The organism is Pseudomonas oryzihabitans (genome assembly GCF_032027545.1).
Taxonomy (GTDB): Bacteria; Pseudomonadota; Gammaproteobacteria; order Pseudomonadales; family Pseudomonadaceae; genus Chryseomonas; species Chryseomonas oryzihabitans_F.
Map to the genome: position 1 here is coordinate 58,136 of NZ_JAVSJB010000009.1, position 18,107 is coordinate 76,242.

At 67.1% G+C, this 18,107-nt stretch carries 20 protein-coding genes; 14 read left to right on the plus strand and 6 right to left on the minus strand.

All coding sequences use genetic code 11. From position 1 onward, the window contains the following. Positions 1 to 9: 9 nt before the first annotated feature. The gene (gene lysA, locus RND78_RS16420) at positions 10 to 1,257 is read right to left on the minus strand and encodes a diaminopimelate decarboxylase (protein WP_312730316.1); all 1,248 of its coding nucleotides are present in this window, start codon (positions 1,255 to 1,257) and stop codon (positions 10 to 12) included. 9 nt (positions 1,258 to 1,266) lie between these two features. Further along, positions 1,267 to 1,392 (minus strand): LPS translocon maturation chaperone LptM, encoded by a 126-nt coding sequence (lptM, locus tag RND78_RS16425; protein ID WP_007161378.1) that lies wholly within the window; start codon positions 1,390 to 1,392, stop codon positions 1,267 to 1,269. Positions 1,393 to 1,563: 171 nt separating this feature from the next. Here lptM and cyaY point away from each other — a divergent pair, with 171 nt between their 5' ends. Together cyaY and rnk are read left to right on the plus strand one after the other, a co-directional pair. Next, positions 1,564 to 1,893, plus strand: coding sequence for an iron donor protein CyaY (cyaY, locus tag RND78_RS16430; RefSeq protein ID WP_312730317.1), 330 nt, complete (start codon positions 1,564 to 1,566; stop codon positions 1,891 to 1,893). A 189-nt stretch (positions 1,894 to 2,082) separates the two neighbouring features. Continuing rightward, positions 2,083 to 2,466: a nucleoside diphosphate kinase regulator gene (gene rnk / locus RND78_RS16435; RefSeq protein WP_312730318.1), complete on the plus strand. Its 384-nt coding sequence runs from the start codon at positions 2,083 to 2,085 to the stop codon at positions 2,464 to 2,466. Here the strand turns inward: rnk and RND78_RS16440 are convergent. Further along, complete coding sequence (locus RND78_RS16440; RefSeq protein ID WP_312730321.1) at positions 2,463 to 2,741, minus strand: hypothetical protein; 279 nt, start codon at positions 2,739 to 2,741, stop codon at positions 2,463 to 2,465. The genes rnk and RND78_RS16440 overlap by 4 nt on opposite strands. Positions 2,742 to 2,795: 54 nt before the next feature. On the opposite strand from RND78_RS16440, the gene RND78_RS16445 reads away from it, so the two are divergent. Next, a complete protein-coding gene (locus RND78_RS16445; RefSeq protein ID WP_312730323.1) occupies positions 2,796 to 3,782 on the plus strand; it encodes a magnesium transporter CorA family protein in 987 nt (328 codons plus the stop codon). A 63-nt stretch (positions 3,783 to 3,845) separates the two neighbouring features. Continuing rightward, the gene (locus RND78_RS16450; protein ID WP_312730325.1) at positions 3,846 to 4,721 is read left to right on the plus strand and encodes an NAD(P)-dependent oxidoreductase; all 876 of its coding nucleotides are present in this window, start codon (positions 3,846 to 3,848) and stop codon (positions 4,719 to 4,721) included. A 230-nt stretch (positions 4,722 to 4,951) separates the two neighbouring features. Here the strand turns inward: RND78_RS16450 and RND78_RS16455 are convergent, their stop codons facing one another. Continuing rightward, complete coding sequence (locus RND78_RS16455; RefSeq protein WP_312730326.1) at positions 4,952 to 5,716, minus strand: endo alpha-1,4 polygalactosaminidase; 765 nt, start codon at positions 5,714 to 5,716, stop codon at positions 4,952 to 4,954. A 298-nt stretch (positions 5,717 to 6,014) separates the two neighbouring features. After that, positions 6,015 to 7,409 (minus strand): argininosuccinate lyase, encoded by a 1,395-nt coding sequence (gene argH / locus RND78_RS16460; RefSeq protein WP_312730327.1) that lies wholly within the window; start codon positions 7,407 to 7,409, stop codon positions 6,015 to 6,017. Between the two features lie 128 nt (positions 7,410 to 7,537). Between argH and RND78_RS16465 the strand changes: the two genes are divergently transcribed. From RND78_RS16465 to rsd, 8 genes are all read left to right on the plus strand, one after another. Next, on the plus strand, positions 7,538 to 8,614 hold the full coding sequence (locus tag RND78_RS16465) for a sensor histidine kinase (protein WP_312730328.1): 1,077 nt from the start codon (positions 7,538 to 7,540) through the stop codon (positions 8,612 to 8,614). Positions 8,615 to 8,618: 4 nt separating this feature from the next. Further along, positions 8,619 to 9,365, plus strand: a complete 747-nt coding sequence (locus RND78_RS16470) for a LytR/AlgR family response regulator transcription factor (RefSeq protein WP_007161369.1) — start codon at positions 8,619 to 8,621, stop codon at positions 9,363 to 9,365. A gap of 93 nt (positions 9,366 to 9,458) precedes the next feature. Beyond that, positions 9,459 to 10,397 carry a hydroxymethylbilane synthase gene (hemC, locus tag RND78_RS16475; RefSeq protein WP_409457062.1) on the plus strand — a complete coding sequence of 313 codons (939 nt, stop codon included), beginning with the start codon at positions 9,459 to 9,461 and terminating at the stop codon, positions 10,395 to 10,397. Then, positions 10,394 to 11,152 (plus strand): uroporphyrinogen-III synthase, encoded by a 759-nt coding sequence (locus RND78_RS16480; protein ID WP_312730331.1) that lies wholly within the window; start codon positions 10,394 to 10,396, stop codon positions 11,150 to 11,152. The genes hemC and RND78_RS16480 overlap by 4 nt, the downstream gene beginning before the upstream one ends. 17 nt (positions 11,153 to 11,169) lie before the next feature. Then, positions 11,170 to 12,333, plus strand: a complete 1,164-nt coding sequence (locus RND78_RS16485; protein WP_409457063.1) for a uroporphyrinogen-III C-methyltransferase — start codon at positions 11,170 to 11,172, stop codon at positions 12,331 to 12,333. Next, complete coding sequence (locus RND78_RS16490) at positions 12,330 to 13,538, plus strand: heme biosynthesis HemY N-terminal domain-containing protein (protein WP_312730332.1); 1,209 nt, start codon at positions 12,330 to 12,332, stop codon at positions 13,536 to 13,538. Before RND78_RS16485 ends, RND78_RS16490 begins: the two co-directional genes overlap by 4 nt. A gap of 219 nt (positions 13,539 to 13,757) precedes the next feature. After that, a complete protein-coding gene (locus RND78_RS16495; protein WP_082707038.1) occupies positions 13,758 to 14,243 on the plus strand; it encodes a disulfide bond formation protein B in 486 nt (161 codons plus the stop codon). Positions 14,244 to 14,546: 303 nt separating this feature from the next. After that, positions 14,547 to 15,023, plus strand: coding sequence for a sigma D regulator (rsd, locus tag RND78_RS16500; protein WP_312730337.1), 477 nt, complete (start codon positions 14,547 to 14,549; stop codon positions 15,021 to 15,023). Positions 15,024 to 15,105: 82 nt separating this feature from the next. On the opposite strand, the gene RND78_RS16505 is transcribed toward rsd, so the two are convergent. Further along, positions 15,106 to 15,570 carry a TIGR02444 family protein gene (locus RND78_RS16505; protein ID WP_312730338.1) on the minus strand — a complete coding sequence of 155 codons (465 nt, stop codon included), beginning with the start codon at positions 15,568 to 15,570 and terminating at the stop codon, positions 15,106 to 15,108. Positions 15,571 to 15,617: 47 nt separating this feature from the next. Between RND78_RS16505 and RND78_RS16510 the strand changes: the two genes are divergently transcribed. Next, complete coding sequence (locus RND78_RS16510) at positions 15,618 to 17,528, plus strand: ATP-binding cassette domain-containing protein (protein ID WP_312730339.1); 1,911 nt, start codon at positions 15,618 to 15,620, stop codon at positions 17,526 to 17,528. Beyond that, positions 17,528 to 18,106: a mechanosensitive ion channel family protein gene (locus RND78_RS16515; RefSeq protein WP_312730340.1), complete on the plus strand. Its 579-nt coding sequence runs from the start codon at positions 17,528 to 17,530 to the stop codon at positions 18,104 to 18,106. The genes RND78_RS16510 and RND78_RS16515 overlap by 1 nt, the downstream gene beginning before the upstream one ends. Position 18,107: the final 1 nt, after the last annotated feature.

Sequence of the window (18,107 nt, forward strand, 5' to 3'; positions counted from 1 at the left end):
GCGCTCCCCTCAGGCCGGCAGCCGGCTTTCGCCTGCGAAGAGTTCTTCCAGCGTCTCGCGCCGACGGACCAGGTGCGCCTGGTCGCCATCCACCATCACCTCGGCCGCGCGGCCACGGGTGTTGTAGTTGGAACTCATGGTGAAGCCATAGGCCCCGGCAGAGCGAACGGCCAGCAGATCCCCTTCGGCCAGTACCAGCTCGCGATCCTTGGCGAGGAAGTCGCCGGTCTCGCAGATGGGGCCGACCAGGTCGTAGTGGCGGGCTTCGCCCTGGCGCGCTACCACCGGCTCCACCGCCATCCAGGCCTGATACAGGGCCGGGCGGATGAGGTCGTTCATCGCCGCGTCGACGATGGCGAAATCCTTGTGCGTGGTGTGCTTGAGATACTCCACGCGGGTCAAGAGCACGCCGGCGTTGGCCACGATGAAACGGCCGGGTTCGAACACCAGGGTCAGGCTGCGCCCGGCGATCCGCTCGCGGATGGCCTGGATGTAATCGCTGGCCAGCGGCGGCTGCTCGTCGCGATAGCGCACGCCCAGGCCGCCGCCGAGGTCCAGGTGGCGGATGACGATGCCACGTTCGGCGAGGCGATCGATCAGCGCCAGCAGGCGGTCGAGGGCGTCGAGGAAGGGCGGCAGCTGGGTGAGCTGGGAGCCGATGTGGCAGTCCACCCCGAGGATTTCCAGGTTCGGTAGCGTGGCGGCGCGGGCGTAGATCGCCTCGGCGTCGGCGATGTCGATGCCGAACTTGTTCTCCTTGAGTCCGGTGGAGATGTAGGGATGGGTGCCGGCGTCCACGTCGGGGTTGACCCGCAGGGAGATCGGCGCGACCACGCCGCGCTCGGCGGCCACCTGTTGCAGCCGCTCCAGCTCGTCGGTGGATTCGACGTTGAAGCAATGCACGCCCACTTCCAGGGCCCGGTGCATGTCGTCGCGGGTCTTGCCGACGCCGGAGAACACCACCTTGCGCGGATCGCCACCGGCGGCCAGCACGCGTTCCAGCTCGCCACGGGAGACGATGTCGAAGCCGGCGCCGAGGCGGGCCAGGACGTTGAGCACGCCAAGGTTGGAGTTGGCCTTGACGGCGAAGCAGACCAGGTGCGGCAGACCCGCCAGGGCGTCGGTATAGGCGCGGTACTGGCTTTCGACGTGCGCCCGGGAATAGACGTAGGTAGGCGTGCCGAACTGGCGCGCGACGGCGCTCAGGGCTACCCCTTCCGCATGCAGTTCACCTGCACGGACAGCGAAGACTTCCATGGTGGCTCCTTAGAACACGTCGTGGCGGTGTTCTTTGGCGGCTTTCTGGTCGTCCGGCAGGTACAGCGGGCCTTTCTGACCGCAACCGGCCAGCAGGCAGGCGCAGGCGATGAAGAGGAGGGACAGGCGCTTCATGACGCTAAACCTATACGAAAAGATAATATTGCACCGAGTATAACGGGGTTGAGCGACTCTTTGACACGCCCGGATGGGCTGCGCCGCACGCCTTGGCAAAAGCTCCGACTGGACGTCATCTGGGTGGCCCGCTACCGTGCGGCGATTCTTTCCCTTCTTTCGAGGATCGTCATGAGCCGGCTCAGCGAAGCGCAATTCCACCACCTCGTCGACCAGACCCAGCGCCAGGTCGAGGACGCCTACGACGACAGCGGCCTGGACCTCGACCTGGAGAACGCCGGTGGCGTGCTGACGGTGAAATTCGACAACGGCAGCCAGGTCATCCTCAGTCGTCAACCGCCGCTGGTGCAGCTCTGGGTGGCGGCGCGCTCGGGTGGCTATCACTTCGACTGGGACGGCCAGCACTGGGTCTGCGATACCTCCCCGGAAACCCTCGGTGCCCTGCTGGTGCGGGTGACCCTGGAGCAGACCGGTGACAGCGTGAGCTTCCCCGGGCTGTAGCCGACCTGTGGTCGGCGCGGCTTGACCCGTGCCGAGCTCCCTGTGCTAGCGTGACCCGACGGCGCCTTTCGAGCGCCGTTTTCTTTTGCCGCTCCGCGCGGCGTCCCAAGGGGTTCCCGCAGCCCGTCATCCCAGGGTCCACCGCTGTCAGCGGCCGGGGCCGCATCGTCTTATTCCCAGGAGTTCGCCATGCGCCATGCATCGCCCATCACCGTATCCGCCGCCGATCTGTCCCGCCTCGAACGGCTGCTCGATGACTTGCCGGAGTTCGGCCCCGTGGCCGAGGCCCTGGACGAAGAGCTGGCCCGGGCCCGGGTGGTGGCGCCCGAGGAGATCGGCGCGGTGGTCACCATGAATTCCCGGGTGCGTTGCCGCGAGACCGATACCGGCAAGGAATACCAGGTGGTGCTGGTGTACCCGGAGGATGCGGGCGAAGCGGGGCGGGTGTCGGTGCTGGCCCCCGCGGGCAGCGCCCTGCTCGGCGCCACGCCCGGCGAGCACCTCAGTTGGCCAGTGCCCGGCGGCAAGGAGCAGCAGGTGGAGCTGCTGGCGCTGGAGCCGACCGAGGCCTAGTCCTCCTCCCGCTCCGGCAACTCGGGCAGGGCCCGCAGCAACTGCTCGTAGTGGGCGCCATCGAAGGGCCGATCGGCGGCCAGCATGGCCTCGATCTCGTAGGCCAGTGCCTGGGCCATCAGCAGCACCGCGTCTTCGCGCTCGTAGCCGACCAGGGTGAGCTTGTTGAGCACGGCCGGGACGTAATCCGGCTCCCCCGCGGCGAGTTGGTTCTCCACCGCTTCGATTAAATGGCTGGAGACGAAGGATTCTTCGTCATCGGTGTGGTCAGTCATGTCTGGATACCCCTTGTTACAGTATGACCCATGATCCCAGCCTGGAGTCCTTCGATGATCACCTGCCACCGCCTGTCCGCCAACGAGCTGGTCGCGCAGCCGCTGTCGCCGGGAGATCCTCTGCCGGAGGACCTGATCTGGGTGGACCTGCTCGACCCCAGCGAGGAGGAAGAGCGGTATCTGGAGCAGGCGCTGGCGATGGACATCCCCACCCGGGAAGAGATCGCCGAGATCGAGGAGTCGTCGCGACTCTATCAGACCGACCGGGCGCTGCACCTGACCACCACGGTGGTCAGCGGCTTCAGCGAGCACCAGCCGCGGGCCTCGGTGGTCAATTTCGTGCTGACCCCCGAATGGCTGGTGACGGTGCGCTATTCGGAACTGGCGGCTTTCCGCGCCTTTCTCGGCAAGGCCCAGCAGCAGGCACGCCAGCACTGCACCAGCGATGTCATCTTCGCCGCCCTGCTGGACAGCCTGGTGGATCGGGTGGCCGACATCCTCGAGTCGGTGCAGGCGCATCTCAATCGCCTGGCGCGGGCGGTGTTCCGCGAGCCTGCCGATTCCCCGCAGGAAAAGCAGCAACCCAAGACCGACCTGCAATCCATCGTCAAGCAACTGGGCCGCAGCAACCAGCTGCTGGCCCAGCTCAGCGAGAGCCTGCTGGGCATCAACCGCATCGTCTCCTACCTGCGCAGGGCCGGTGCGACCTGGATTTCCGGCACGGCCAAGACCTGGTTCAAGACGCTGGAGCGCGACGTGCGCTCGCTCAGCGACTACCAGGCGAAGATGAATGGCGAGATCGGCTTCCTGCTCGACGCCACCCTGGGGCTGATCAGCGTGGAGCAGAACAACATCGTCAAGGTCTTCACCATCGCCTCGGTGCTGTTCCTGCCGCCGACGCTGGTGGGCACCATCTACGGCATGAACTTCAAGATCATGCCGGAGCTGGACTGGCACTACGGCTATCCCATGGCGCTGGGTGCCATGGTGGTGTCGGCGCTGATTCCCTATGCCTGGTTCAAGTTTCGCCGCTGGCTTTGAGCGATGGCCTGAAGGGTCGCCGCGCAAGCGGATGACCTCAACACTGCACGAGAGGACAAACCAATGCGTATCGGATTCATCGGCCTGGGTGGCATGGGCCAGGGCATGGCGGCCAACCTGCTCAAGGCTGGACATGAGGTGGTGGTGTGGAATCGCTCCGCGGCGCCGGTCCAGGTCCTGGTCGGGCAGGGTGCCCAGGCGGTCGCGACGCCGGCGGAGGCCTTCGATGTGGAGGTGGTCTTCAGCATCCTGGCCAACGATGCCGCCACTCGCGAGGTGATCCTCGACAGCGGCGCCCTGCAAGCCGCGCGGAGTGGACTCGTGCACGTCAGCATGGCCACCCTGTCGGTGGCGCTGGTGGACGAACTGGTGGCGCGCCACGCCGAGGCTGGCGTGGGCTACGTGGCCGCGCCGGTGTTCGGGCGGACCGACGTGGCCGCCAGTGGCCAGCTCAACATCGTGGTGGCAGGCGATCCGCAGGCCATCGAGCGGGTCCAGCCACTGCTGGAGGTGCTGGGGCGCAAGACCTGGCCGGTGGGCGACGAGCCACGCCAGGCCAACGTGGTGAAGATCGCCGGCAACTTCATGATCGCCAGCGCCATCGAGACCATGGGCGAGAGCACCGCCCTGGCGCGCAGCTACGGGGTGGCGCCGGCGGCGCTGCTGGAGATCCTCACCAGCACCCTGTTCGCCGCCCCGGTGTACCAGAACTACGGCCGCCTGCTGACCGAGCGACAATTTTCGCCGGCCGCCTTCAAGCTCAGCCTGGGTCTCAAGGACGTCAACCTGGCCCTGGCAGCCGGTCAGGAGAAGGCGGTACCGCTACCCTTCGCCAGCGTCCTGCGCGACAACCTGCTGGAGGCCGTCGCCCAGGGCGAGGGCGAGCTGGACTGGGTGGCACTGGGGCAGAGGTCTCACAAGAAGGCGGGCCTCGACTGAGCACCTGTTTACGATCTCCTGGCCGTCGGCCATACGGCGTTAAAACAGCTTCGGAGTGCTCATTTACAAGTTGTAAACTGCGCTTCCTCAGCTGTTTTTGCCTTGTCTGGCTCTAGTCCAAAAGATCGTAAACAAGTTCTGAGCGCCTGCTCAAAGTCCGCTGCGCGTCGGCCGAGCCGCGTTGGACGTGGCTCCCGCTCGCGCGATCTGACCCAGATCCCGCGCCATGGCTACTTGCAGGCGGTGCCCAACGCCGCCAGCGACAGCGGGTAGAACTGCAGGTTGTAGCCGGACGTCTTGGCCTGGCTGCATCTCTTGGTGCTGTAGGGGCCGTAGTCGATGATCATCACCGGCTTCTTCTGGGTACGGAAGTAGCTGTAGGCGTTGCACTCGGCGTAGTCGTAGCAACTTTCGTTCAGGGCGAAGTCGAACTTGTCGTAGACGCTGGGGATCAGTTCGATGGCGTTCTTGAGCCCGACCAGCAGCTCGCGCTTGTGGGCTTCGGCGGCCAGCCAGTTGAGGAAGTCCAACTGCTGGGCCTTGGTCAGCTTGAGGCCGTTCGGGTTGGTGTAGCCATCGACATTGTCCGGGTCCACGCCCTGGCAGCCTTTCTGCACGGCGAGGTCCAGGCGCTTGGCCAGCAGGACACGGACGTCGGCGCGGCGGATGTCCAGCCAGCGCTCGCCCGGCCAGGCATCCAGCGCCTTGCCCAGGGCGGCTTTGGGATAGAGCGCGGCATCCGGCCGCCAGTCTTCCCAGGTGCCGGCGCTGAAGTAGCAGATCACCGTCTTGCCATTGCCCTTCAGGTTGGCGATCACCACCTTGCTGGTGTCGTAGAGGTCGATGTCGTAGAGGGTGCGATTGGGCTTCTGCAGCACGCCGTTCAACTGGACATGCCAGGTCAGCGTTTGCGGCAGGGGCGCGGGTAGGGCCGCGTGGCTGGAAGTGGCGGCGAACAGTCCGCACAGCAGGATGGAACAGGCTGGAAGGCGCATGAGGCTTGACTCGGAAGGCTGGTCAAGTCCTCAGTATCGGCTGTCTTTTCCGGGGCCTGAGTGCCGACGGTCGTATGCTCGACGGCTGGTCGGCAGCCGGTTGGCAGGCGGCCAGGATACTCGGCCAGAGAGCCGGGTCCTAGAGCTGTTGCGGTCGGCTACGACGCCCGTTGGGCGCTACGCTCGGCATTTTCGCCTGGTAGCCCCGCCGATGGACGGCAGGGCTACCAGGACGATTTTGCGCGCTCCCGAGCGAGCCGCCACGCCAAGGCGGCCGGCGCAGGGAGCGGAACACCGCTTAGCGCTGGGCCAGCAACTCGCGACCGCGCTGCACGGCGGCGCGAACCTGGGCCGGGGCGGTACCGCCGATGTGGTCGCGAGCGTTGACCGAGCCTTCCAGGGTCAGGACGGCGAAGACGTCCTGCTCGATCTGGTCGCTGAAGCGACGCAGCTCGTCCAGGCTCATCTCGGCCAGGTCCTTGCCGCTGTCCACGCCGTACTTCACCGCATGGCCGACGATCTCGTGGCAGTCACGGAAGGGCAGGCCCTTGCGCACCAGGTAGTCGGCGAGGTCGGTGGCGGTGGAGAAGCCGCGGCGGGCCGCCTCGCGCATGATCTCGCGCTTGGGCTTGATGGCCGGGACCATGTCGGCGAAGGCACGCAGGGAGTCGCGCAGGGTGTCGGCGGCGTCGAACAGCGGTTCCTTGTCTTCCTGGTTGTCCTTGTTGTAGGCCAGCGGCTGGCCCTTCATCAGGGTCAGCAGGCCGGTGAGGGCGCCGAACACCCGGCCGGTCTTGCCGCGCACCAGTTCGGGGACGTCGGGATTCTTCTTCTGCGGCATGATCGAGGAACCGGTGCAGAAGCGGTCGGGCAGATCGATGAACTGGAACTGGGCGCTGGTCCAGAGCACCAGCTCTTCGGAGAAGCGCGACAGGTGCATCATCGCCAGGGAGGCCGCGGCGCAGAATTCGATGGCGAAGTCGCGATCCGAGACGCCGTCCAGGGAATTGCCGCCGATGGCCTCGAAGCCCAGCAGTTCGCAGGTGACCTGGCGCTGGATGGGGTAGGTGGTGCCGGCCAGGGCGGCGCTGCCCAGGGGCATGCGGTTGACGCGCGTGCGGCAGTCGACCAGGCGCTCGTGGTCACGGGAGAGCATCTCGAACCAGGCCAGCAGGTGGTGGCCGAAGGTCACCGGCTGGGCGGTCTGCAGATGGGTGAAGCCGGGCATGATGGTGTCGGCTTCGGCCTCGGCCAGTTGCAGCAGGCCTGCCTGCAGGCGGTTCAGCTCGGCGAGGATGGCGTCGATCTCATCGCGCAGCCAGAGGCGGATGTCGGTGGCCACCTGGTCGTTGCGGCTGCGGCCGGTGTGCAGTTTCTTGCCAACCACGCCCAGGCGTTCGGTCAGGCGCGCCTCGATGTTCATGTGCACGTCTTCCAGGTCGACGCGCCACTCGAAGGTGCCGGCCTCGATCTCGCCGCGGATCTCGTCCAGTCCGGCGACGATGGCGTCGCGTTCGGCTTCGCTGAGTACCCCGGCCTGGGCCAGCATGCGCGCATGGGCCTGGCTGCCGAGGATGTCGTGGCGATAGAGGCGCTTGTCGAAGTCCACCGAGGCGGTGAAGCGGGCGACGAAGGCGTCGACGGGTTCGCTGAAGCGTCCGCCCCAGGACTGGTTGGTTTTTTCGCTGCTCATGAATCGGCCTGCTGCTGGGCTTGTCGGAGGAAAGGGAAGGGTGGCGATGATAGCAGTCCTGAAGGGGGGCGGCCGGAATCAGCGGAGCCGACTTGCCGACGAGCGGTATCTGAACCACACTGCCGCTCATGATACTCGAACGCCGCAAAACCCCACGGCCAGTCAAGGTCGATGACTTCTTCGTCCCGGCGCTCTGCGAACCGGAGGCCTTGCTCGTCCTGGTGGTTCTGGCGGAGTTGCTGGTGCTGGTCCTGGTGCTGGCCGAGCCCTTCACCCTGCAGTTCAACTGGATCCGGCTGGCGCTCGTCTCGCTCTTCGTACAGTGGATCGTACTGCTCTCGGCGGCGCTGCTCTGTCGCCTGCGGCCCTGGCTCGCCCGCCATCGCCCGGTGGTGGCGGGCGGTCTCTGTTGCGCCATCGTGGTAGCCCTGACCCTGCTCTGCACCCTGGTGGCCGATTGGCTGCAACTGGCCGGGCCGCTGCAACGGACCGGCGAGGTCCGGCTGTACATGCGCCATGCCCTGATCGCCTTCATCATGTCCATGCTGCTGCTGCGCTACTTCTGGCTGCAGAGCCAGTGGCGTCGCCAGCAGCAGGCCGAGCTGCAGGCGCGCATCGAATCCCTGCAGGCGCGTATCCGCCCGCACTTCCTGTTCAACAGCCTGAACAGCATTGCCAGTCTCGTCGTCCTGGATGCGGACAAGGCCGAGCGCGCGGTGCTGGACCTGTCGGCGCTGTTCCGCGCCAGCCTGGCCCAGCCCGGTACCAAGGTGCGCTGGTCGGAGGAACTGGAGCTGTCGCGGCGCTATCTGGACATCGAGCGGCTGCGCCTGGGTGACCGGTTGAAGCTGCAGTGGGACGTGGACGGGGTGCCGGCCGACCTGCCGATTCCCCAGCTGACCCTGCAGCCCTTGCTGGAGAACGCCCTCATCTACGGCGTCGCGCCGCGCATCGAAGGCGGCCTGGTGACCATCTACGCCAACTATCGCGACGGGGTGTTCGAACTGGTCATCAGCAACCCCTATGACCCGGAAGTGGAGCAGCAACCACGCCCACCCAAGGGCACTCGTCAAGCTTTAAGCAATATCGAGGCGCGGTTGACGGCACTTTTCGGACCAGCTGCGAGTCTCAAAATCGAACGCCGCGACCAGCGGCATACAACGTCTCTTCGCTATCCATGCGAGCGACTCATGCGGGAAGCCTGAGCTTATGAATGTCCTGATCGTCGATGACGAACCCTTGGCGCGCGAGCGTCTGGCCCGTCTGGTGGGGCAACTGGACGGTTACACCGCCCTGGAGCCGACAGCCACCAACGGTGAGGAAGCCCTCGCTTTGGTTGAAAATCTCAAGCCAGACATCGTCCTGCTGGACATCCGCATGCCGGGTCTGGACGGTCTGCAGGTGGCGGCGCGCCTGTGCGAGCGTGAGTCGCCACCCGCGGTGATCTTCGTCACTGCCCACGACGAGTACGCGCTCGATGCCTTCCAGGTCAGCGCCGTGGGCTACCTGGTCAAGCCGGTGCGCCAGGAAGACCTGGCCGCGGCCCTGAGCAAGGCCCAGCGTCCCAACCGGATGCAACTGGCCGCCCTGACCAAGCCGCCCGCCAGCGGCGGGCCCGGGCCACGCAGCCACATCAGTGCCCGGACCCGCAAGGGTATCGAGCTGATCCCGCTGGACGACGTGGTCTACTTCATCGCCGACCATAAATACGTGACCCTGAGGCACTCCGGTGGCGAGGTGCTGCTGGACGAGCCGCTCAAGGCCCTGGAAGACGAATTCGGTGAGCGCTTCGTGCGTATCCACCGCAACGCCCTGGTCTCGCGGGAACGCATCGAACGCCTGCAACGCACGCCCCTGGGCCACTTCCAGCTGTTCCTCAAGGGCATGAACGGCGACGCGCTGACCGTCAGCCGCCGCCACGTGGCGGGTGTGCGCCGGCTGATGCACAGCATCTGACGGCGCTGGCGGGTCGAGGCCGGGCGCTCGTCGCAGTGGGAGCGCCGGTCGACCTGCTATGATGGCCGGCAATCTGACGTGCCGGTAATGTCCATGCTCCGCGAAATCCGTATCGCTACGCGCCAGAGTGCCCTGGCGCTGTGGCAAGCCGACTATGTGAAAGCCCGCCTCGAAGCGGCGCACCCTGGCCTCAGGGTCAGCCTGCTGCCCATGACCAGCCGCGGCGACAAACTGCTCGACGCGCCCCTGGCGAAGATCGGCGGCAAGGGCCTGTTCGTCAAGGAACTGGAGAACGCCCTGCTCGACGGCAGCGCCGACCTCGCCGTGCACTCCATGAAGGACGTGCCCATGGCGTTTCCGGAAGGTCTGGGGCTGTACGCCATCTGCGAGCGGGAAGACCCGCGCGATGCCTTCGTTTCCAACCGGTTCGCCGGGCTCGCCGAGCTGCCCCAGGGTAGCGTGGTGGGTACCTCCAGCCTGAGACGCCAGGCCCAGTTGCTGGCCCTGCGGCCAGACCTGGAGATCCGCTTCCTGCGCGGCAACGTCCACACCCGCCTGGCCAAGCTCGATGCCGACGACTACGACGCCATCATCCTCGCCGCTGCCGGCCTGATCCGCCTCGGATTCGTCGACCGCATCCGCGAGCACCTGAGCGTGGAAAACAGCCTGCCTGCGGGAGGGCAGGGCGCGGTGGGCATCGAGTGTCGCACCGACGATGCCGAGGTGCATGCGCTGCTCGAACCCCTGCATCACCTCGACACCGAGCGCCGCGTCGCTGCCGAGCGCGCCCTGAATCGCCGCCTCAACGGTGGCTGCCAGGTGCCCATCGCCTGCTATGCCGTGCAGGAAGGCGAATCGCTCTGGTTGCGCGGTCTGGTCGGCCAGCCCGACGGTGGCCTGCTGTTGCGCGCCGAGGCCCGCGGTCCGCTCGACGATCCCGCCGGCCTGGGCGTGGCCGTGGCCGAAGACCTGCTGGCCCAGGGCGCCCAGGGCATCCTCGATGCCGTCTACGGGGCTTCCGGCGCATCATGAGCGCCTGGCGACTGCTGCTGACCCGGCCGGCGGACGAGAACGCACCGCTCGCCGCGGCCCTGGCGGCGACCGGTATCGCCAGCGTCAGCCTGCCGCTGCTGGAGATCCAGCCGCTGGCGGAAACGCCCGAGCAGCGCAGTCTCTGGCTCGACCTGGATCGCTACGCCGCCGTGCTGGTGGTGAGCAAGCCGGCCGCTCGCCTGGGACTCGCCGCCCTCGACCGCTACTGGCCGCAACCGCCGTTGCAGATCTGGTTCGCCGTGGGCGCGGCCACCGCCGCCATGCTCGACGACTACGGTCTGCCGGTGCACTACCCCGGGCGCGAGGACAGCGAAGGCCTGCTGGCCCTGCCGGCCCTGGCCGAGGCCCTGCAAGGCCCCACCCCCGAGGTGTTGCTGCTGCGTGGCGAGGGGGGGCGTGACCTGTTGGTCGATAGCCTCACGGCCCGCGGCGCCCGCGTCGAGGTACTCGAACTCTATCGCCGCCAGTGTCCGGACTACGCCCCAGGGCTGATCCTAGAGACCCTGGCAGCGGAACGCCTGAATGCCATCATGGTCAGCAGTGGGCAGGGTTTCGCGCATCTGCAGGCCTGTGCGGGTGCGGATTGGCCCACGGTGCGTCGCTATCCGCTGCTGGTACCCAGTGCCCGTGTGGCCGAGCTGGCCCGTGCCAGCGGCTGTCGTCGCGTGCTCGACTGCCAGGGTGCCAACGCGGGCGCCATCGCCGCCGTACTTGCCCAACATCATCCGGATTGACCCTACAAGGAATCCCCGTGAGCGAAACTCAAGCCCCCCGCGCCGACGACGCCTCCCCCGATCCTGTCGTGACCCCCACGTCGCCTCCGCCCGCGCCGCCTCCGGTGAGCGCGCGGCGCAAGGGCTCGGGCAAGGCCTCGGGCCTGGCGTTGCTGGCCTTGCTGGTGGCCGTCGGTGGCCTGGGCGTGGGCGGCTGGAGCGTCTGGCAACTGCAGCAGGTACGCCAGGCCGAGCAGGCCGGCGCCGCCCAGGCCGAGGATCTGCGCAGTCAACTGCGCCAGTTGGAGACCCGCAACCAGGCGCTGAGCGCCGATCTCGGCCGGTTGCCGTCGGCCAACGAACTGGAAGAGCGCCGTCGCCAACTGGTCGCCCTGCAGGGCGATCAGCAGCACCTCGCCGAACAGTTCAAGGAAGTGGTCGGCCAGAGCCGCCAGGCCTGGCGGCTGACCGAGGCCGAGCATCTGCTGCGCATGGCGACCCTGCGCATGACCGCGCTGCAGGACGTCCCCAGCGCCCAGAATCTGCTGCAGGGCGTCGACGATATCCTCAAGGCGCAGAACGATCCGGCCGCCTTCGCCGCGCGCCAGCAGTTGGCCAATGCCCAGCAGACCCTGCGCCAACTGCCCGATCTGGATCGCACCGGCCAGTTCGTCCAGCTTGCCTCCCTGCGCAACCAGGTGCAGAGCCTGGAACCCCTGCCGCCGCGTTTCTCCACCACGGTGGCCGACCAGCCAGGCGTAGAGAAGGCCGCGGTGCCGTCGAGCAATGCGCTGCAGCAGTGGTGGCAGGACTTCCGCCAGCGCATCTCCAGTTACTTCCGCATCGACTTCTCCGCCGACCAGCCGATCCGGCCACTGCTGGCCGAGGAATCCCTCGCCCAGGTGCGCCTGGCCATGAGCCTGGCGCTGGAGCAGGCGCAGTGGGCCGTGCTCAACGGCAACCAGGAGGTCTATCGCCTCTCCATCGAGCAGGCCGAAGACGTCCTCGCCGCCCATTTCAACAACCAGAATCCCGACAGCCGTGCCGTCAAGCTGCGCCTGCAGGAGCTGGCCGAGCGTCCGGTGACCTTCGAGGCGCCTGACCTGACGCCGGCCCTCACCGCGCTGCAGGCCTACATCGCGCAACGTCAGCAAATCCAGCCGACCAATGCCGCCGGCGCGGCTCAGGAGAATCGTCCATGAAGCGCCTGTACCTGCTGTTCCTGTTCGCCCTGCTCGTCGGCCTGGGGGTCGCCGTGGTGCTGGCCAAGGAGCCGGGCTACGTGCTGCTGTCCTACAGCAACTTCCGCTATGAATCGAGCCTCTGGGCGTTCCTGGCGTTGCTGGTGGCCGCCTGGCTCGGGCTGTACATCCTCAAGCTGGTGCTGGGTGCCCTGGGGCTGACCGGCAAGGTGCTCAATCCCTGGTCGCGGCACAATCGCCAGCGGCGCCTGGATCAGGCCCGCCACAAGGGCCAGCTGGAGCTGGCCGAAGGCAACTGGAGCAACGCCCTCAAGCATCTGAAGAGCGCTGCCGAGCATGCCGACCAGCCGTTGTTCGTGCTGCTCGGTGCCGCCCGCGCCGCCAACGAGCTGGGCGACCTGGAGGAGCGCGATCGCCTGCTGCGCCAGGCCCGTGAGCGCGAGCCCCAGGCCGATCTCGCCATCGGCTTGCAACAGGCCCGGTTGCAGATCGACCGCGGCCAGTACCTGGAGGCGCGCGACAGCCTGGCGCCGTTGCAGGCCAAGTATCCGAAGAACGGCGAGGTGTTGCTGCAGCTGCAGCGCCTGCAGGTGACCCTGCGCGACTGGCCGGCGCTGATCGCCCTGCTGCCGCAACTGCGCAAGCAGCAGGTACTGCGTCCGCACGAGCAGGACGATCTGGAGCGCAAGGTCTGGATCGCCACTCTGGACGAGGTCCCGCCCCAGGGCGCGGAATCCGCGCTGGACGCCCAGTGGCAGCAGGTACCCACAGCGCTCAAGGGCGATTCGTCGGTGGTGCTCGCCTATGCCCGCCAGCTGCGTGCCATCGGCCGCGACGACCTCGCCGAAGAGGTGCTGCACATTACCCTCAATCGCCAATGGGACGAGCGCCTGGTCGAACTCTATGGTCAACTACGGCCGCGCGATGCCAGTCGCCCGTTGCAGCATGCCGAGGGCTGGCTCAAGGATCGTCCCCAGGACCCGGTGCTGCTGCTGGCGCTGGGCCGCCTGTGCATGAGCAACCAGCTCTGGGGCAAGGCGCGCGAGTACCTGGAGACCAGCCTGGCCCAGCGTCCTTCCGCCATCACCGCCGGTGAGCTGGCCCGGGTCGCCATCCAGTTGGGCGACGTGAGCCGGAGCCAGGAGTTGCTGCAGAGCCAGTGGCGCGATCCTGCATCCGCTTCACTGCCGGCTACACGCAACTGAGTCGACTCATGGCTCTCGTGCGCGGCCACCCGGTGGGCGCGCACGAGACTCGGTAGCCTTCCGTGCCCCGGGTTTGCACCCACCATGTACCCCTCGTCCGGGCCACTTCGCAGGTCGCTACGACGTCGTATGGCTACAGAGGTGCTACCCCGGTCCTTGAAAGGTGCCCGGGCTTTCTCTACCGTAACGTCCCAATTCCCTGCTGGAGACGGCGCGTCCGTGACTAGTCCCCGCTTCATCTTCCTGTTCATGGCTGCCACTTGCGCGGTGCTCATGGGCGTTGGTCTCTATCTCGAGCACGTGGTCGGCCTCGAGCCCTGCCCCCTCTGCGTGGTGCAGCGGATCTTCTTCATCCTGGTCGGTGTGGTCGCCCTGATCGCCGGCATCCAGGCGCCGGGTCTGCGTGGACGGCGCATCTACGGTGTGATCCTGTTGCTGCTGGCGGCCGGTGGTGCCGCTACCGCCGGCCGCCAGGTCTATCTGCAGACGGTGCCGGCGGAAGAGCTGGCGGCCTGCCTGCCGAGCCTGGACTACATGATGCAGGCGCTGCCCTTCCAGGAGATCATCCGCCTGGTGCTGCACGGCACTGCGGACTGCGCCGAGGTCAACTGGACACTGTTCGGCCTGAGCATCCCGGAATGGAGCCTGCTGGCCTTCGTCCTGCTCATGGCCTTGAGCCTGGTCAAGATCTTCCGCCGCCGCTAATGTGGTGTGTCAGAAATTGCCTGCACAATGTTGACGGCGCTTTTTCGAGCGTGGCGGCGGACCTTCTGGGCGTTGTTGCCACTCCTCGCCATAGCCTGCTATGACGCGTCGCGGCGCCTAGTCCAATGGGAGCGCCTAACCGCCCGAAAAGCACTCGCCAACTCCTGTGCGAACTTCTGACACACCATGCAAGGCCTTTCTCCGAGCAACGGCACTCGCCTGGCGAGGCGATGTCGGTATAGTTCCTGATAACACCCGGGCGCGTGCGTCCGGATCGACTCGCCCGTATAGAGAGCTGCCGTCATGCTAGAAACCTGCCGCAATGCCCAGGAACGCTGGGGTGGGGTCCACCAGCTGATCGACCGCTGGCTGATCGCCCGTCGCGAGCTGGTGACCGCTTACGAAACCCTGGATCTGGAGCCGCTGCTGGCGCCGGTACGCGAGGTGAGCGAGCTGGAGCGCCTGTGCGACATGCTGGTCGACTACATGTCCACCGCGCATTTCGAGATCTACGAGCAATTGGTGGCCGAAGCCCGCGAATTCCAGGACGAGCGCGCCATCGAGTTCGCCGACAGCCTTTATCCTCGGCTACAGGCGCTCACCGACGCCGCGCTCAACTTCAACGACAGATTCGAACGCGGCGCCTACCGGGACCCGGGCCTGCTGACCATCGAGCTCAAGCTGCTGGGCGAGACCCTGCGCGAGCGCTTCGAGCTGGAAGACTGCCTGATCGAGGTGCTGCATACCGCGCACCAGCAGCCGCGTCTGGCGTCGGTCTAGGAGCCTGTTCAAAGTCTGCTGCGCGTCGGCCAAACGGCGTTGAAAATGGCTTGTCGCTAGCTCGCGAGACGTTGAACCGGCTCTAGGGCCGTACCGCCCGCGCCGCCTCGGTCAACAGACCCAGGTCGGTCGCGGTCGCCGCCTGCGGGGCCACGGCCTCGAGCCAGGTGCGTCGGTCGTTCGTGGTCCGACAGGGCCAGTGGGCGGCCAGATGAGCCAGACGGGCGAGCTGCTCACGTTCGGCCGCCAGTTCCAGGGTCTTGAGCCGTTCGCGTAGCGCCGCCAGATCCTCGTCTTCATCGGCGGGTGCCTTCCAGGCCTGGCGCAGTTGACGCAAGGGACGCACCACCGTCTCCTGCCAGAGGTTCGCCGCGGCCCGCAGCCGTTCCAGTCCCTTCGCGTCCAGCGCGCAGGCGCGGCAATCGAGCCAGAGCGCCGCCAGCACCAGACAGACGTCGGCACCCGCCTCCTGCAGGCGCAAACAGGCGCCCTCCACCCCGGGGCGGGCGTATACTGCCAGCGCGAATTCCCACAGGTCCTCTTGCATGTCCGCCTCCCCGTTCGTGGGTGGTGGAGCTGCTACACTCCGCCGCCATGATCCGACTACAGAACCTTACTCTACAGCGCGGTCCCCAGCGTCTGCTCGAAAACGCTGACCTGACCCTGCATCCCGGCCAGAAGGCCGGACTGATCGGTGCCAATGGCGCCGGCAAATCCAGCCTTTTCGCCCTGTTGCGCGGCCAGCTCGGCGCCGACGCCGGTGACTGCCACATTCCAGCAGCCTGGCGCATCGCCCACATGCGCCAGGAGGTGGATACCCTGGAGCGCCTGGCGGTGGACTACGTACTCGACGGCGACGTCGACCTGCGCCGCATCCAGCGCGAGCTGGCAGTCGCCGAAGCGGCCCAGGACGGCAACGCCCTGGGTCGGCTGCATGCCGACTTCGAAGCCGCCGACGGCTATACCGCCGATGCCCGGGCGCGCAAGTTGCTGGCCGGCCTGGGCTTCACCGCCGCGCAGATGGAGCGCCAGGTCGGTGACTTCTCCGGTGGCTGGCGGATGCGCCTGAACCTGGCCCAGGCGCTGATGTGTCCCTCGGACCTGCTGCTGCTGGACGAACCCACCAACCACCTGGACCTGGACGCCATCCTCTGGCTGGAAGACTGGCTCAAGGGCTATCCCGGCACCCTGATCCTCATCTCCCACGACCGCGACTTCCTCGATGCGGTGGTCGACCACGTGGTGCACCTGGACCAGCAGACGCTCACCCTCTATCGCGGCGGCTATTCCAGCTTCGAGCGTACCCGCGCCGAGCGGTTGGCGCAGCAGCAACAGGCCTACGACAAGCAGCAGGCCCAGCGCGCCCACATGGAGAAGTACATCGCTCGCTTCAAGGCCCAGGCCACCAAGGCGCGCCAGGCGCAGAGCCGGATCAAGGCCCTGGAACGCCTGGAAGAACTGGCGCCGGCCCATGTCGACTCGCCCTTCGAATTCGTCTTCCGCGAGGCGGACAAGCTGTCCAGCCCGCTGCTCGACCTGGCCGAAGGCCGGCTCGGCTACGGCGAGACCACCATTCTGCACCCGGTGAAGCTGCAATTGGCGCCAGGGGCACGCATCGGCCTGCTCGGTCCCAATGGCGCCGGCAAGTCGACCCTGATCAAGACCCTGGCCGCCGAGCTGGAGCCCCTCGGTGGGCGTCTGCAGCGCGGCGAGAACCTGGCCATCGGCTACTTCGCCCAGCACCAGCTCGATTCGCTGGACGCCAAGGCCAGCCCCCTGCTGCACCTGCAACGCATCGCCCCCGGTGAGCGCGAGCAGAGCCTGCGCGATTTCCTCGGCGGCTTCGACTTCCGCGGCCCCCGCTGCGACGAGGTGGTGCTGAACTTCTCCGGTGGCGAGAAGGCGCGCCTGGCCCTGGCCTTGATCGCCTGGCAGAAGCCCAATCTGCTGCTGCTGGACGAACCCACCAACCACCTGGACCTGGACATGCGCCTGGCCCTGACCCTGGCCCTGCAGGAATTCGCCGGGGCAGTGCTGGTGGTCTCCCACGACCGGCACCTGCTCAAGAGCACCACCGATGAATTCCTGCTGGTGGCCGACGGCAAGGTCCAGGCCTTCGACGGCGACCTGGACGACTACAGCCGCTGGCTGGTGGACTTCCGCGCCCGCCAGGAGCCGATGCTTGCCGGTGATGGCGCGGTGGTTGACAAGACCGATCGCAAGGCCCAGCGCCAGGCGGCCGCTGCCTTGCGCCAGCAGCTGGCGCCCTTGAAAAAGGCGGCCGACAAGCTGGAGGCGGAGCTCGGCAAGCTGCAGGAAAGACTCGCCGCCCTGGAGACCCGGCTGGGCGACAGCGGCCTCTACGACGCCGCTCGCAAGGACGAGCTGCGCCAGGCCCTGGCCGACCAGGCCGCTGCCAAGACCCGCGAAGCCGAGCTGGAAGAGCAGTGGCTGGAGGCCCTGGAACGGCTGGAAAGCCTGCAAGCCGAACTCGAGGGGGCCTGATGACGCAGTGGCTGCACACCTGGCTGCCCGGTTGGGGCGACTACCTGCTGGTGGCCGGCCAGGTCGCCCTGGTGCTGCTCATCGGCTACGTGCTGCAACGCATCGTGGCGCGCGCCGTCACCGGCCTGGGCGACCGCTATCCGCTGCCGCCGCAGATCGTCCTCGGGCTGCGCGGCACCCTGCGCTGGCTGATCATGGGCAGCGCCATCCTCATGGCCCTGGAACGCTTCGGGGTGTCCGCCGCGGTGCTCTGGACGGCCATCTCCGGCTTCGTCGCGGTGGCCGCGGTGGCCTTCTTTGCCATCTGGAGCGTGCTCTCCAACCTGTTCTGCGCGGTGCTGATCTTTACCGTCGGCCCCTTCCGCCTGGGCGATCGCATCGAGGTGCTGGATGCGTCCGACAAGCCAGGCATCAAGGGGCGGGTGGTGGCCATCAACATGCTCTTCGTGACCCTGCAGGAGCTGGACGAGAATCAGGACGGCGCTCTGGTGCAGATCCCCAATACCCAGTTCTTCCAGAAGTCGGTGCGGCGCTGGCGCGACGCCGACGGGTCCTTCGATTTCCATCTCGACAGGTGAA